The 15,912-nt window shown below is 54.4% G+C and carries 14 protein-coding genes and 1 riboswitch; of the genes, 9 read left to right on the top strand and 5 right to left on the bottom strand.

Features of this window, described 5'->3' with window-relative positions:
* Nucleotides 1-267: 267 nt before the first annotated feature.
* Nucleotides 268-831 (top strand): alkyl hydroperoxide reductase subunit C, encoded by a 564-nt coding sequence (gene ahpC, locus VH86_RS10090; RefSeq protein WP_034824884.1) that lies wholly within the window; start codon nt 268-270, stop codon nt 829-831.
* Between the two features lie 70 nt (nt 832-901).
* Nucleotides 902-2,470, top strand: a complete 1,569-nt coding sequence (ahpF, locus tag VH86_RS10085) for an alkyl hydroperoxide reductase subunit F (RefSeq protein WP_045832817.1) — start codon at nt 902-904, stop codon at nt 2,468-2,470.
* 66 nt (nt 2,471-2,536) lie between these two features.
* Here ahpF and VH86_RS10080 read toward each other — a convergent pair whose 3' ends face one another.
* Nucleotides 2,537-2,740: a hypothetical protein gene (locus VH86_RS10080; RefSeq protein ID WP_038645883.1), complete on the bottom strand. Its 204-nt coding sequence runs from the start codon at nt 2,738-2,740 to the stop codon at nt 2,537-2,539.
* A gap of 324 nt (nt 2,741-3,064) precedes the next feature.
* Nucleotides 3,065-3,160, top strand: a riboswitch (TPP riboswitch).
* Between the two features lie 33 nt (nt 3,161-3,193).
* Here VH86_RS10080 and thiM point away from each other — a divergent pair.
* From thiM to fbaB, 3 genes are all read left to right on the top strand, one after another.
* Entirely contained in the window at nt 3,194-3,979 is a 786-nt protein-coding gene (gene thiM, locus VH86_RS10075) for a hydroxyethylthiazole kinase (protein WP_045832816.1), read from the top strand.
* Nucleotides 3,976-4,776: a bifunctional hydroxymethylpyrimidine kinase/phosphomethylpyrimidine kinase gene (gene thiD, locus VH86_RS10070; protein WP_045832815.1), complete on the top strand. Its 801-nt coding sequence runs from the start codon at nt 3,976-3,978 to the stop codon at nt 4,774-4,776. Before thiM ends, thiD begins: the two co-directional genes overlap by 4 nt.
* 206 nt (nt 4,777-4,982) lie before the next feature.
* Nucleotides 4,983-6,035, top strand: a complete 1,053-nt coding sequence (fbaB, locus tag VH86_RS10065) for a class I fructose-bisphosphate aldolase (protein ID WP_045832840.1) — start codon at nt 4,983-4,985, stop codon at nt 6,033-6,035.
* Between the two features lie 225 nt (nt 6,036-6,260).
* On the opposite strand, the gene VH86_RS10060 is transcribed toward fbaB, so the two are convergent.
* From VH86_RS10060 to VH86_RS10045, 4 genes are all read right to left on the bottom strand, one after another.
* Nucleotides 6,261-6,947, bottom strand: a complete 687-nt coding sequence (locus VH86_RS10060) for a GntR family transcriptional regulator (RefSeq protein WP_045832814.1) — start codon at nt 6,945-6,947, stop codon at nt 6,261-6,263.
* Nucleotides 6,948-7,045: 98 nt separating this feature from the next.
* Entirely contained in the window at nt 7,046-8,506 is a 1,461-nt protein-coding gene (locus VH86_RS10055) for a mannitol dehydrogenase family protein (RefSeq protein ID WP_045832813.1), read from the bottom strand.
* A 52-nt stretch (nt 8,507-8,558) separates the two neighbouring features.
* Nucleotides 8,559-9,842 carry an MFS transporter gene (locus VH86_RS10050; RefSeq protein WP_045832812.1) on the bottom strand — a complete coding sequence of 428 codons (1,284 nt, stop codon included), beginning with the start codon at nt 9,840-9,842 and terminating at the stop codon, nt 8,559-8,561.
* A 191-nt stretch (nt 9,843-10,033) separates the two neighbouring features.
* The gene (locus tag VH86_RS10045) at nt 10,034-11,044 is read right to left on the bottom strand and encodes a Zn-dependent oxidoreductase (protein WP_038645898.1); all 1,011 of its coding nucleotides are present in this window, start codon (nt 11,042-11,044) and stop codon (nt 10,034-10,036) included.
* 1,151 nt (nt 11,045-12,195) lie between these two features.
* Between VH86_RS10045 and VH86_RS10040 the strand changes: the two genes are divergently transcribed.
* Genes VH86_RS10040 through VH86_RS10025 form a run of 4 tightly spaced genes read left to right on the top strand, consistent with a single transcriptional unit; the run spans nt 12,196 to nt 15,909 of the window.
* Complete coding sequence (locus VH86_RS10040; protein ID WP_045832811.1) at nt 12,196-12,783, top strand: hypothetical protein; 588 nt, start codon at nt 12,196-12,198, stop codon at nt 12,781-12,783.
* A 23-nt stretch (nt 12,784-12,806) separates the two neighbouring features.
* On the top strand, nt 12,807-13,301 hold the full coding sequence (gene tssJ / locus VH86_RS10035; RefSeq protein WP_156150581.1) for a type VI secretion system lipoprotein TssJ: 495 nt from the start codon (nt 12,807-12,809) through the stop codon (nt 13,299-13,301).
* A gap of 9 nt (nt 13,302-13,310) precedes the next feature.
* On the top strand, nt 13,311-14,651 hold the full coding sequence (gene tssK / locus VH86_RS10030; RefSeq protein ID WP_045832809.1) for a type VI secretion system baseplate subunit TssK: 1,341 nt from the start codon (nt 13,311-13,313) through the stop codon (nt 14,649-14,651).
* 16 nt (nt 14,652-14,667) lie between these two features.
* Nucleotides 14,668-15,909, top strand: coding sequence for a DotU family type VI secretion system protein (locus tag VH86_RS10025; protein ID WP_081946721.1), 1,242 nt, complete (start codon nt 14,668-14,670; stop codon nt 15,907-15,909).
* Nucleotides 15,910-15,912 lie beyond the last annotated feature (3 nt).

Genomic DNA, 15,912 nt, shown 5'->3' with positions numbered 1-15,912 from the left:
GGTGACCCTACAGCAAAGCAGGATTTTCGTAGGTGCGCATTGATGCGCATCTGTCGCCATAGAGGGCAACCCTAGGTAACAATAGCCGACCAAAAAGATAAAGCCTGTCAAATCATCAGGCTTTCTGTGTAGAATGCCGCGGCAAGCCGCATGGAATCTGGCATCAGCACTTTGATAGCTTTTGATTATCTGATTGATAACGACTGCATATTAGAAGTTGGCCCGGAAAAACTGTAACTTGCATCACATCTTTTAACGGAGGTCACCATGTCCATCATTAATACCAAAATCAAACCATTCAAAAACGCAGCGTTCAAAAACGGCGAATTCATCGACGTAACCGAGAAAGACGTTGAAGGTAAATGGAGTGTTTTCTTCTTCTACCCGGCTGACTTCACCTTCGTATGCCCGACTGAACTGGGTGACGTGGCAGACCATCATGAAGAGCTGCAGAAACTGGGCGTAGACATCTACTCTGTTTCTACTGACACGCACTTTACCCACAAAGCCTGGCACGGTTCTTCCGAAACCATCGCAAAAATCAAATACGCGATGATCGGCGACCCAACTGGCGCACTGACCCGTAACTTCGAAATCATGCGCGAAGACGAAGGTCTGGCAGATCGCGGTACCTTCATTGTTGACCCACAGGGCATCATCCAGGCTATCGAAATCACCGCTGAAGGCATTGGCCGTGACGCATCTGACCTGATCCGCAAAATCAAAGCGGCTCAGTATGTTGCTTCTCACCCAGGCGAAGTTTGCCCGGCTAAATGGAAAGAAGGCGAAGCAACACTGGCTCCATCTCTGGACCTGGTTGGAAAAATCTAAGTCACACCCAGCCATTCGATCTTTCTCAATCGGGTGCTACGGCACCCGATTTTCTTGACAGGAACTCACTATGCTCGATACCAATTTAAAAACACAGCTCAAGGCTTACCTTGAGAAATTAACGAAACCGGTTGAGTTGATTGCCACACTGGATGATGGCGCTAAATCTGCGGAGATCCGTTCTCTGTTAGCCGATATCGCGAGCTTGTCAGAAAAAGTCAGCTTCCGTGAAGAGAATGATCGTCCGGTTCGTAAACCCTCTTTCCTGATCACTAACCCAGGCAGCCAGAGCGGCCCCCGCTTTGCCGGTTCGCCAATGGGACACGAATTTACTTCACTGGTGCTGGCACTGTTGCAGACCGGTGGACACCCTTCGAAAGAGTCGCAGAGCCTGCTGGAGCAAGTGGTGGCTCTGGATACTGACCTGCATTTCGAAACCTATTACTCGCTGTCATGCCATAACTGCCCTGACGTGGTACAGGCGCTGAACCTGATGGCAGTGTTGAACCCACGCATCAGCCACACTGCGATTGACGGCGGCATGTTCCAGAACGAAATCACTGAGCGCAATGTGATGGGCGTTCCTGCGGTATTCCTCAACGGCAAAGAGTTCGGTCAGGGCCGTTTGAGCCTGGCGGAAATCGTCGGCAAAGTGGACACCAACGCAGAGAAGCGTGCGGCAGAAGAGCTGAACAAGCGTGAAGCCTATGAAGTGCTGATCGTCGGTAGCGGCCCAGCGGGCGCAGCGGCAGCGATTTACTCGGCACGTAAAGGTATCCGCACGGGCCTGATGGGCGAGCGTTTTGGTGGCCAGGTACTCGACACCGTAGACATCGAAAACTACATCTCAGTCCAGAAAACCGAAGGCGCTAAGCTGGCGGGTTCACTGCGCGCCCACGTTGATGATTACGATGTTGACGTCATCGACACCCAGAGCGCCATCAAGCTGATTCCCGCTGCCAAAGAGGGCGGTCTGCACGCAATTGAAACCGCGTCTGGCGCAGTCCTGAAATCACGCAGCATCATCATTGCCACCGGTGCACGCTGGCGCAACATGGGTGTGCCGGGTGAAGAGCAGTATCGCACCAAAGGCGTGACCTACTGCCCACACTGCGACGGCCCGTTGTTCAAAGGTAAACGCACTGCGGTCATCGGCGGCGGTAACTCCGGTGTCGAAGCGGCTATCGATCTGGCTGGCCTGGTTGAGCACGTGACGCTGCTGGAATTTGCCAGCGAAATGCGTGCCGACAAAGTACTGCAGGACAAACTGCGCAGCCTGAAAAACGTCGATGTGATTCTGAATGCCCAAACCACCGAAGTGAAAGGCGACGGCAGCAAAGTGACTGGCTTGAGTTACATCGATCGTAACAACCAGACCAGCCATGAGATCGCGTTGAGCGGCATCTTCGTGCAGATTGGTCTGCTGCCCAACACCACCTTCCTCGAAGGCGCGGTGGAACGTAACAAAATGGGCGAGATCATCATCGACGCCAAATGCGAAACCAGCCTGAAAGGCGTGTTCGCGGCCGGTGACTGCACCACGGTGCCGTACAAGCAGATCATTATCGCCAGCGGCGAAGGCGCGAAAGCCTCACTCAGCGCGTTTGATTACTTGATCCGCACCCAACCGGCTGAATAAGTTTTATTGCGATAGCCACGCAGCAGCCCCGTAACGGATGTTACGGGGCTTTTTTTTGCCTGTTATTCATCCTAACCAACGGCGTGCTTCCGCATCGCTGATGTCGCGATAATAAATTTTATGCAAACGCTCGCCGCAACCTTTGCATTGCGCTTCAACATGGGTAGAAAAATAGTGGCGGCCGGAAGGGCAAATTGCGCCTTTTCGCGAAATACGAATGTCGTGCCATTTATGGGCATGCGGAATAAAGCTGAATAATTTTGAGATCATTATCGATTCCGGAATTGGATAGGCAGTGACTCTCTTCAAGTCCGGAGGGGGATTAGGCCTTGCCACAGCGGGCGGGGCGTTGATGTGCATCAATGAATGCGAAGGCGGGTGTTTATTAGTCGATTTTTCAGTGATTAGAATAAATCTGGCAAATTCAGATGAGAATTATTTAATGATGATAATTGACCGATACAGCTTTTTTTTAAATTCAGCCTGTCGAATGATTTTAACTATTTTGATTTAGTGCCGTTTTCAGCGTCTTTCAAAGCACCACGATTTACAACCCCCCGAACTGCCCTTATCCTGTATGCGGCATGTTCACCATGCCATGACTCGGGGTGCCCCTGTTAAACAGGGCTGAGATACACCCGCTGACCTGATCTGGATAATGCCAGCGTAGGGAAGTCAGATGCCTGACCGCATTCGCCTTCTTGATCGCCGGTTGGGAGTTTTATGACACAGCCTGACCTTCTTACCTCCGCGCAACTCGCGCAATCCCTACAGCTGCTGCGTCAGCAGGCGCCGCTGGTGCACTGCATGACCAATGACGTGGTGCAAACCTTCACTGCCAATGTGCTGCTGGCTCTACAAGCCTCTCCTGCGATGGTGATCGATGCCGAAGAAGCCGCGCAGTTCGTGAGTTTTGCCGATGCGCTGCTGATCAACGTGGGCACCTTAACCCGTGACCGTCGCGATGCGATGCTGGCGGCGGTGCAATCCGCAGCCAAAGTCGGCACGCCCTGGACGCTCGATCCGGTGGCCGTGGGCGCACTCTCGTTACGTACCGAATTCTGCCAACAGTTGCTGAACCTGCATCCCGCCGCGATTCGTGGCAACGCCTCGGAAATCCTCGCGCTGGCCAACCAGGCTGCGGGCGGACGCGGCGTGGACAGCGTGCATCAGGCCGATGCGGCACTGAGCGCGGCACAGCAGCTGGCGCAGGATTACCACACGCTGGTGGCGGTCACTGGCGAAGTCGATTACGTCACCGATGGCATACGCACGCTGGCGATTCCTGGCGGAAGCCCGTTGATGACGCGCGTGGTCGGCACCGGCTGCGCGCTTTCAGCCGTGGTGGCGGCCTTCAGCAGCTTGCCGGGCGATCGTTTACAGCATGTCGCGGCGGCGTGCCGTGTGATGTCGCTGGCGGGTGAGCAGGCGGCACGTGCTGTGCAGGGGCCAGGCAGCTTTGTCGCGGCTTTCCTGGATAACCTCTGGACGCTGGAGGTCACCGTATGAAACGCATCAACGCGTTAACCATTGCAGGCACTGACCCGAGCGGCGGCGCGGGCATTCAGGCCGATTTGAAAGCCTTCTCCGCACTGGGCGCTTATGGCACCAGCGTGATCACCGCGCTGGTGGCGCAGAACACCTGCGGCGTGCAGTCGGTGTATCGCATCGAACCCGATTTTGTTGGCGCGCAGCTGGATTCCGTGCTGGATGATGTGCGCATTGATGCCGCCAAAATCGGCATGCTGTCTGAAACCGCGATTGTCGAAGTGGTTGCCGAACGGCTGAAACGCGCCAGCCTGCCGTTTGTGGTGCTGGATACGGTGATGATCGCCAAGAGTGGCGATCCGCTGCTGTCGCCCGATGCGTTGGCCAGCGTTCGAGAACTGCTGCTGCCGCAGGTGTCGTTGATCACGCCCAATCTGCCCGAAGCCGCTGCGCTGCTGGGGCGGGATATGGCGCAGGATGAAAATACCATGCTGATGCAGGGCGATGCGCTGTTGGATCTCGGTTGTGAAGCCGTATTGATGAAGGGCGGACATCTCAGTGATGCCGAAAGCCCGGATTGGCTAATCACCCGCGCGGGCCGTCAGCGCTTTACCGCACCGCGCGTCAATACGCGCCATACCCACGGCACCGGCTGTTCGCTGTCCGCTGCTTTAGCGGCGCTGCGTCCACGTCATGATAACTGGGCGGACACGGTCACTGAAGCCAAAGCCTGGTTACAGCAGGCCTTGCTGCATGCGGATTCGCTGGAAGTGGGTAAAGGCATTGGGCCGGTGCACCATTTCCATCAGTGGTGGTAGGGCAATAGAACGATGCTTCAGGCGAGCCTCTACGTTGCAGGATGCAATCTGCAGGCCGCCCATCGCAAGGTGGCAGAATTTTTTTACTGCGTATCCGTCTGAAAAATGGTGTCAGCAATTTGCCAGCCTGGCGCATTTCGGTCCAGGCTGTTGGGGGCGAATCGGCCATTGCCGGTTCCATTCCAGCCATTTATTCAGGAGCCAACATGACGGACATCGTACAGTTATTGGGCAAAGAAGCGGACTCTCTTCTTCAACATCGCTGCATGACCATTCCAGCGGACAGCCTTTATTTACCGGGCGCGGATTTCGTTGATCGTGTGATGATCGACAACAATCGTTCTCCTGCCGTATTACGCAATATGCAAACCCTGTACAACACCGGTCGCCTGGCGGGCACCGGCTATCTGTCGATTTTGCCGGTCGATCAGGGCGTTGAACACTCAGCGGGCGCCTCCTTCGCCGCTAACCCGGCTTATTTCGATCCAAAGAACATCGTTGAGCTGGCGATTGAAGCGGGCTGTAACTGCGTGGCGTCCACCTATGGCGTGCTGGCCTCGGTATCACGCCGCTATGCGCACCGCATTCCGTTTATGGTGAAACTCAACCACAACGAAACCCTGAGCTATCCGACCCAATACGATCAAACCCTGTATGCCAGCGTTGAGCAGGCATTCAATCTGGGGGCGATCGCGGTGGGCGCGACCATCTATTTTGGTTCTGAGCAATCACGCCGTCAGATTGAAGAGATCTCGGCCGCTTTTGAGCGTGCGCATGAACTGGGTATGGTGACCGTGCTGTGGGCTTATCTGCGTAATGATGGCTTCAAGAAAGACGGCGTGGATTACCATGCCAGCGCCGACTTAACCGGCCAGGCCAACCATCTGGCGGCGACCATTGGCGCAGACATCGTGAAGCAGAAAATGGCCGAGAACAACGGCGGCTACAAGGCGGTGAAATTTGGTCACACCGATGAGCGCGTCTACAGCAAGCTGACCACAGAGAACCCGATCGATCTGGTGCGCTACCAACTGGCGAACTGCTATATGGGCCGTGCAGGGTTGATCAACTCGGGTGGCGCATCAGCCGGAGACACCGACATTGCCGAATCAGTGCGTACTGCGGTGATCAATAAGCGTGCGGGCGGGATGGGGCTGATTCTTGGCCGTAAGGCGTTCAAGAAGTCGCTGAAAGAGGGCGTTCAACTGATTAATGCGGTTCAGGATGTCTATCTGGCGAAAGATGTCACGATTGCGTAATTGATTGCCCAAATCCCTTCCCGCAAGCGGGAGGGGAACCGATCCAGCGAAGTATCCATTGAAGAATCAATGACAGCATTGGGGCGAAATCTTATCTGCAAAGCTCGCTTTACTGGCCAGCACTTCGCTTTTCACTCACCCGCAAACCGCACTTTACTCACGCTCTGCTGTATCCCCCTTAGTTGTGTGTAAGGGGCGGGGTGAGGGCATCAAATTGCTGAGGAACTAAGGCGCTTCAAACCACTCGCTATTACGCTCAGCAATCGGCGTAATGGTCAAAATCATCTCCTGCAGATGACGGCGCATCGCCGCTTCTGCCGCTTCAACATCTTGCGCTTTTAACGCCTGGTAGATGTTTTCATGCTGCTGAATCAAGCTTTCCGGTGGCGACACTTCGCTCAGGGTCAGGAAGCGCACGCGGTCCATGGTGGCTTTGATGTTCTCCACCGTTTCCCAGGCCAGCAGGCAGTTGATCCCTTCGGCAATCAGGCGATGAAACTCATCGTCCAGCGTTAAAAACGCCTGGCTGTCGTGGCGTTCAGCAGCTAAGCGTTGCAGTTGTAAGTTATGCTCCAGCGCCATCAACCCCTCGGGGGTGATCTCCTGCGCAGCACGACGCACCACGGCGATCTCCACCGCTTCACGGATAAAACGGCCGTCGGCCACGCGCTGGGCGGAAATCTTGCGCACGAAAGTGCCGCGCTGGGGCAGCACCTGCACCAGGCCCGCTTCCGCCAGTTTGATAAAGGCTTCGCGTACCGGCTGGCGTGACACATTAAAGCGTGCGGACACTTCCTTTTCGGACAGCAACGAGCCCGGATGAATGGCGCAGGTCACGATATCTTTGCGCAGATAACGATAGATCTGCTGATTTACGGGTTCGCTGGTGGTTATGGTATAGGCAATCGACATGCAGCAATATCCGTATTACGGCTGGCCTACGCCAGCCCGATGAGAAAGGTTCAGTCTAATCAGCACGCTGCATCTGCGCTACACATTTGTGAAAGCGCTTAAGCCTGCGTCACAAGGGCTTGCACCGTGGCGCGTGCACCTTGGGTATTAAGCTGGTTATACAACTCGGTGACGCGCGAGACAAAGGCGGTCTGATAACGCAAATCATCGCCAAACACCGCTTGTATCCGCAGTAAGGCTTCGACGCGCTGTGCACCGTCATCGCTGTGCGCAACGATACTCGCCAATTGATCTTTCATTGGGTCGCGAATCTCAATCGCCTGCCCTTGCTCATCGACACCGCTCACGTAACGCATCCAGCCCGCCACACCAAGCAGCAGATAGTCACAAGATGTGCCGTTACGCAGATGCCAGCGCACGCTGTCCAGCAAACGCTGCGGCAGCTTCTGTGTGCCATCGGTGGCGATCTGGTAAGTGCGATGTTTGATGGCGCGGTTTTCGTAGCGTGCAATCAGCGAGTCTGCATAAGCGGTGAGATCCACGCCCTGAGTGCGCAGTGTCGGGGCCTGATCCTGCAACATCAGCGCGCGCGCCGCCGTGCGGAAGTGGTTGTCGGCCATGCAATCGCTGATGTGTTCGTATCCGGCGAGGAAGCCAAGATAGGCAAGGAAGGAGTGGCTGCCGTTGAGCATGCGCAGCTTCATCTCTTCGAACGGCAATACATCACTCACCAATTCAGCACCGGCGTTTTCCCATGCCGGGCGGCCATTGACGAAGTTATCTTCGATGACCCACTGGAAGAAAGGCTCGGCTTCTACCGCGACCGGATCGCTGCTGCCTAAGCGTGCTTCCAGCGCATCAAATGCTGCATCCGTCATCGCGGGGACGATGCGGTCCACCATGGTGGAAGGGAAGGTGATGTGCGTTTGAATGTACTCTGCCAGTTCGTGGCTATGGCGTGCTGCCAGTTGGGTGATGACGTTGCGCGTGACGTGACCATTCTCTGGCATGTTGTCGCAGGACATCACGCTGAACGGCGCTAATCCACGCTCGCGCCGACGGATAATCGCCGCCAGAATCAGACCCGGCAGTGAACGGGGCTGTGTGGGATTTTCCAGGTCATGCACGATATCAGGATGATCCGGGTTGAGCTTGCCGCTGGAGGGCATATAGCAATAGCCTTTCTCGGTCACCGTCATCGAGACAATCGCTACATCTGGCTGGCTCATCGCCTCAATCACCGCATCAATGCCGTCGCCTTTGCCATGCAGTGCTTGCGTCACCACGCCAATCACGCGGGTATGCAGGCTGCTATCGGCCATCTCGGTGAGGGTATAGAGCAAATCCTGCTGGCGCAGCGCCTGAATCAATGCACCGCTGTTGAGATTCACTTCGCAGTAGCCCCAGTCACTGCCTTCCGCCGCCAGTTTATCGGTGGCGAGCGCCTGATGCGCACGGTGGAAAGCACCAAAGCCGATGTGCACCATGCGGGTTTTCAACTGGCTGCGGTCATAAGCGGGACGTTGGACGTCGGCGGGAAGGCGATCAAGCTCTAACATGCGTTTTCCTTTTAGCAAACGGGGCGCTGAGCGCCCCATTATGGTCAATCTGTTATGCGGACACCGGTTTATCTATGGTCTTTGGGCTACGAATCACAAACAGCACTAACATCGCACCAATCCCGGCGACACAGCCCGCCAGAATAAAGGCGCTATCGAATTTGCCGGTGTGCTGCACGATAAAGCCCGTGACAATCGGTCCAACAATCCCGGACAGGCTGCCAATCAAATGGATAAAGCCACTGATGCTGCCGACACGGCTTTTGTGCACCACATCCTGAATAATCGCCCAGTAAATCGCACCGGTGATGTAGAGGAAGAAGATGGAGATCGACATCATGATCACCGCCGAATTCACCTCTTTAATCGTTCCTGCCAGTGCCACGCAGATCGCGGCAGCCAGCAGCGAGACCACCAGCACGATTTTGCGCGACAGCAGCAGCTTGCCAGTGATGTTGAAAATCTTATCCGAGATCCAGCCGCCCAATGCCAGGCCGACGAAGCCGACAATCCACGGGATCATGGTGGTGATACTCATGGATTTAATGTCCAGGCCGTGCGCCTGCACCAGATAGGCCGGGAACCAACTCAGGAAGAAGAACAGAATGTAGTTGTAGCAGAAGAAGGCAAAAGCGGTCACCAGGATAATCGGCTGACGCAGGTAGTAGCCCATGCCGTGCGCTTTGCCGGTCGGATCGATAACGTCAGCCGGTTCTTCCGCTTTCAGTTTTTCGACCAGTGCGCGCTCTTCTACAGAGACTTTTTTGCTGCGCGCGGGATTATCGGCGGCGAAGTAGAACCACAGGCACATCCACACCAGACCAATCAGGCAGATCACCACGAACGCCGGACGCCAGCCGAATGACAAGGCCAGATAACCGACAATCGGACCGGCTACCGCGCCACCCAACGGTGAACCGGCACTCAGCAAGCCCATCGCGGTAGCCGCCTGTTTTTTCGGGAACCAGCCGTTAATCGCTTTGTTGGCCGAGGCGCAGATCGGGCCTTCCGCCATGCCGAACAGCACGCGCAGAATCATCATCGACCAGAAGCCGGTCGCCAGTGCGGTCATCCCGCAGAACAGCGACCACATACCGACAGCGGTGCCGAGCACGATGGTGGGGCCGAATTTATCGGTCGCCAGGCCACCGATAAAGTTAAACAGCGCGTAGCCAAAGAAGAAACTACCGAAAATCATGCCGAACTGTTCGGCGTTGATCATCAGGTCTTTTTCTACCAGCGGTACAGTCAGAGAAAGGGCAATACGATCGAGGTAGTTGATCATATAAACCAGGAACAACAGCAGTACGAGGGTCCAGCGTAGATTCTTTATCATAGAAACTCCGTTTCCCCGTCATGCTTCAATCTGTCTTTAAGTTGGCTGCGTGATTGCCCCATTCGCCTATCGTTGTAAGCGTCTGGGGGCTTAATCACTGGCCGCCTTGATACAGCCTGAAGCATTGAGAGGATTATTATATTGGCCGGCAGGTACGCACCGGATTAAGGACACCTGGTGTGAAGATTAACTTAACCCATGTGCAGAATCACTTTGCAGCAAGTGCGCGGATCTTTTTCGAACAGCGTCATCGCACGTTCAATCTCCGCCAGCGGGAAATAGTGCGTGACGAGTTTTTCTGGCTGAATCTGACCTTTCTCCATCCACTCAATCACCTGCGGGAAGCGATGGCTATTAAGGCGCGAAGTGAACAGTGACAGCTCTTTGCTGGTTAATGCCTGCTGCGTAATGCTGCAAGGTTCACCAGAGAAGCCCAGCAGGCCAATACGCGCCGCCGGAGAGGCGAGGGCAGCGGCTTCGGCCAGGATGGTGGGATGGCATGCGGCATCAATGATCAGCGTGGGCTGCACGCCTTCAAGCTGTGCGGCCAGCGGAATGTCGCTGTTGTTGAACACCTGATCGGCGCCATTCGCTTGCGCCAGCGCCAGACGTTCCGGCAGGCGATCCACCACCAGCACTTTTTCTACGCCGTAGACGCCTTTCAGCACCTGAATCGCGGTTAAGCCCATCGGGCCTGCGCCGTAAATCAGCGCCACGTCATTGACCTGCGGCTTAAGGAAGGCGGTGATGTTCGCCGCGATGGTGAAGGGCTCCACCAGGCTGGCCAGTTTGTCAGGAATGGAAGCCGGCAGAGCGAATGCGTTCTTCGCGGGTGCCACCGCGAACTCGCTGAAACCGCCGTCACGATGTACACCGATTACCTGCAATTCTTTGCAGACGTTCGGGCGGCCGATGGAGCAAGGGTAGCAGTGTCCGCAGCTCACCACCGGATCCACCGCGACACGCTCACCGATTCGCGCGGCATCCACGCCTTCACCGACGGCATCGATCAAGCCGAAGAACTCGTGACCAATCACGCGCGGGTATTTGGCGAAGGGATTATGGCCGTGCCAGATGTGCACATCTGAACCGCAGATACTGGCAAACTGTACTTTGACACGCACTTCGCCTGCGGCAGGTTCTGGCAATGCGCGTTCCGCCAGCACCAGTTCACCCGGTTGTTCAATTACGACACTTTTCATCATTTACTCCTTGCCAGACGCGCACTCAGTGAGTCGTGCTGGCATTAACGGGAAAGCACGGAAGAAAAATACGCCGGCAAATACTACCATACAAGTCGTTGTTAAAGAGTTGTGAAGAGAGTCACAAAGTGTTGGATAAGGAAAAGATCGTCAGGGGCACTATTCAGTTAAGCAGCGGCGGTAACAAGCAGTAAAACTCAGTCAAATATCAAGTGTTAGCGATGGATTAAGAGAGGGGTTTGCGCTTTTTTTAACTCTCTTACGTTCATTCCTGCCTCAATCAGCCATTCATTCCATTTACTTCACGTTGGTAGTGAGCGTTTCTGTCTAAGAGACAGGGCGAAACCCTGCAGTACGGGGATTAAATATACGTGATGCGGGTTTTGTAAGTATAAAAACCTGCTCTGCTGCTCTTAACTCAAATTGAGAAAAAGCATTCTCGATCAGTTCCAGTAAATTGTGAGATTTTATGAATTTTTAATGGATTAAATTTCATCATAAGTGGTGATTTTCTTATGAATCAAAGGGTTTTTTGAGAGAATTCTCATTTAATCATCAACAAACGGAGCGAATTTCAGTTAAATATATTTAATAAGATATGTTTATGTATGTTTCTGAGGTTGGCGCACGTTGATATTTTGTCAGGCTTATGTAAATCTTTTGCAGATGTAAATACAGGGATGATTTTTGTGCTCGCGAGCGGATTTTACCGAGCTCGTGCGGTAGCTATGGCGTGACTGGTTGATCTTAACTCGTTGATTTAGATCGATTACGATTCATGTTTCTCGCGATTTATATTCGTCACGACTTTTGCGCCCTGCTTGTGTGGTTTCATATGACAGGGTGGATTTCAGACCAGGAATGTCATTAGTAAATCTTGTGAACGCTGCTTTACTCTCTTTGGGATGCAAATATTGATCACTTTGATGAATGTTTTCATTGCAACTCAAAATCCTTCCTGGTGTTGCACTCCCTTTTATTGCATCTCAATTACATAATTTGTATTGATCTATTTTAACTTGATATTTGATCTAAAGGTTCCAGAAAACTCCGGAGCCAAACTATCAAATGGTCCTGAATGTATAGGCTTGTCCCTGCATTTAGTGATTTGTTTTGCTAACAACCGGCCAATGGCCATTTTTTAGAGATTAATGGAACTAAACATGAAGAAAATGGTGAATCTCCGCATCGCGTTAAGCCTGCTGTTTGTCCTTGCTATGGCAGGTTGTAAAGCGCCACCGCAAATCACTGATGACATGCTTGAAACCAGCACCGTTGACGGTGTGGCACTGGTCCACCGCCATGCAGTTGTGCCGCCGGCCCAGTTCAGCCCGATCAACGAAACCTATCGTGCGCTCTACCCGACCTCGGTTATGACCCGTCCTGATTTTGGCGGCAAAGTGGTGACTACCCTGGAAACCGGGGGAACCTACACCGTGCTCGGCACCGTAGAGAACAATTGGCTGGCGATTGGCGAACTGGCTCAGCAGGCAGAAGCCGCCCCGGCAGACGGCCAGAAAACTACTGATGCAAAAGCCGCAGCCGCACCAGCCGCTGCCCAGCTCACCGGTTATGTGCCGTTCCGTGCGTTGGTGAAAAGCGATCTTTATGACCAAACCCTGAAAGCTGACCAGCCTAAACGCCGTGTACGCAGTGCGAAGAAAAAGACCTGTGTGTCGGTCGATGGCGACAGCAAAGCCTGCCAGAACGGTAACAGCGGTACCTGGATCATTAACTAAGTGCGCTGAACATGGAGGGAAAGGTGAGGGTGATAATCCGTCTGAAAAAGTGGTGTTTTCCGCTGTTCGCCTTGCTACTGGCTGCATGCAGTGGCGGGCAGCCTTCAGTGGCGCGTTACAACCTGCATTTCCAGGCGCACCCTCAAATCAATTCGGGTGCGCCGCTAAAAGTTCGGGTGATGCTATTAACCTCTGACGCCGCATTTATGTCTGCAGATTTCTATTCTCTGCAAAATCAGCCGGCTACGGTGCTGGGCAATTCACTGTTGAACAATCAAGAGTTCTTCCTCAGGGCAGGGCAGTTAAGCAACACGCTCAGTGGCAAAAGCCTCGAGCAAGCGCGCTTCATCGGCATCATGGCGGAATACCAGACATTGGACAGAAAAGTCTGGCGTCTGGCGCTGCCCTTCCCGGATGGGAATGACAGTGCGTTCTGGCAATTCTGGAAAAGTCATGATGGCGAGCTGGATGCCAACATCGTTGTCGATATCAATGGCCTGCGCCTGGTTAAGCAGTAAAGGATGATTATGAATAGAGCCGAAAAGGTGGTGTGGACGGAGGGGATGTTTCTGCGGCCACATCACTTCCAGCAGTCGGAAAATTTTCTGCACAGTACCTTACGTGAATGGGGGCAGTCCCAGCGCGTCTACACCTGGGGTTTTTTTGATGTTGAATTTGATGAGGCGCTGTTGCGTCAGGGCAAGCTGGCTTTAAATACGGCCAGCGGCTGCCTGCCGGACGGCACCTTTTTTGCTTTCAGCCAGCCTCAGCAGGGACCGGCTCCGTTGGATCTGCCAGACAATGTCGATCGGGCAAAAGTGGTGCTGGCGATCCCGACGCGACGCAATGGACGTGAGGCTGTGACATTTCAGGATTCACAAGACTCACTGGCGCGTTATCTGGCATGGGAAAGCGAGGTGGAAGATGACAACGCAATGGCGGTGGGGGCAGCCACGGTTCAATTCGGCAAACTGCGCCTGCGCCTGATGCTGGAGCAGGATCTCACCGCAGAATGGACGGCGATGGGAGTAGCGCGCGTGGTTGAAAAGCGTAGCGATAATCACCTGCGTCTCGATAACGATTACATCCCGCCGATGCTGACCCTGACCGGGAGTCACGGGCTGCAAAGTATGATGAACGATCTGCATGGCCTGATTCTGCAACGCAGCCAGCAACTGAGTCAGCGCACACCGGGCACCGGTCGTTTTAACAGCGCCGATATGGTTGATTTCATGCTGCTGGCCTTATTAAACCGGCAGTTGGGTCTGCATGCGCATCTGCAAAGCCTACCGTTGCTGCATCCTGAATCCCTATATTGCCACTGGCTACAACTGGCGTCAGAGTTGTGCACCTGGTCACCCGCGCGCACGCCGGATGTGTTTCCGCGTTATGACCATGACGATCTGTATGGCTGCTTTACGCGCTTGACCCTGCAACTGCGGCAGGCGTTGTCGCAGGTGATGGAGGAGAGCGCCATTCAACTGCCTCTGACCCAGCGCTCACATGGATTGAATGTGGCAACGGTGCCGGAAAGCAGCATGGTGCGCGAATTTGGCTTCGTGCTGGCGGTAAAAGCCAACGTGCCTGTCGATGCATTAAAAACCCATTTCCCTGCGCAGATGAAAGTCGCCCCTGTCACCAAAATTCGCGATCTGGTGCAACTTCAGTTGCCTGGCTTGTCTCTGATCAGTATGCCGGGTGCGCCACCGCAAATTCCATGGCATGCCGGGTATAGCTACTTTGAACTGGATAAAAACAGTGAGTTGTGGAAGGAGATGGAACGATCAGGCGCCTTTGCGCTTCATCTCGCCGGAGAATTTCCTGGCCTGAATATGGAGTTCTGGGCCGTTCGCAGTCAGTCAGAATAATCAAAACTGAGCACGCATGATGCAGCCACAACAGAAATCGAATAGCGATGTCGCACAGCCCGACGTGAGCCACCAGAATGCGTTGGTGGCAGCGGCTAACCCGCTGATTAACGCCATCCCGCAGATCCGGCACTCCGTTTCCCATGACGATCCCGCACGTCTGCGTCAGCAATTGATAGACCAGATCCGTCACTTTGAACTGCGTTGTCAGCAGTCGGGCCTGAGTTATGAAGTGATCATCGGTGCGCGTTATTGCCTGTGCACCGCACTGGATGAAGCCGCCGCGCTGACGCCTTGGGGCAGCCGCGGCGTCTGGACCAGCAAAGGTTTGCTGGTCACTTTTCATAATGAAACTTGGGGTGGGGAGAAATTTTTCCAGTTGCTGGCAAAACTGTCGCAGAATCCGCGTCAGCATATCCTGTTACTGGAATTGATCTACTTTTGCCTGCTGCTCGGTTTTGAAGGGCGCTATCGGGTACTGGACAATGGGCGCTCGCAGCTGGAAACCATCAAACAACGACTGTTGCAGATGATCAAAAGCGTACGCGGCAGCTATGCGGCGGCGCTGTCGTTGCATCCGACCGATCAACCGGTGTTGCGCAAGTTGTGGCGTCCGATGATCCCGCTGTGGGCCTGCGCTGCAGTGGCCGCGCTCGGTGCCTGTCTGTTCTATATCGTTCTCAACTGGCGGCTGGGGGATTACACCACGCCAGTGCTGGCCAACATTTACCAAACTTCATTACCGGAAATGCAGATTCGTCATCCGGCACCGCCGCCACCGGCTGCGCTCAATCTGAAAACGTTCCTCAAACCGGAAATTGATGCTGGCCTGGTCGTGGTGCGGGATGAAGCCGATCAAAGCGTCGTGACGCTAAAAGGGGATGGCTTGTTTACCTCCGGCGCAACCACGGTGCGGGGCCGTTATGAAGCGGTTATCGAACGTATTGCGGCGGCGATGAATAACGTCAGCGGCAAGATTCTGGTGGTGGGTTACAGCGATAACGTACCGATCCGCAGCGCCCGTTTTGCTTCCAACTATGAACTCTCGCTGGCACGTGCCCAGACGGTTCAGAGCTTGCTGCAAAAGCAATTGACCCAACCGGCACGCGTGAAAGCGGAAGGGCGTGGCGAGAGCAATCCAATTGTGCCAAATACCAGTGCTGAGAACCGTGCGCGTAACCGTCGTGTGGAGATTACGCTGCTGGTGGCGCCGGATGCGACGCTAGCTGAACTCAACGGCCTGGCGAGAGGGAACTAATCC

Source organism: Pantoea sp. BL1 (assembly GCF_000963985.1).
GTDB lineage: Bacteria > Pseudomonadota > Gammaproteobacteria > Enterobacterales > Enterobacteriaceae > Pantoea > Pantoea rwandensis_B.
Note: the sequence above shows the minus strand (reverse complement) of the source record. Positions and strands in the feature narration are given on the sequence as shown.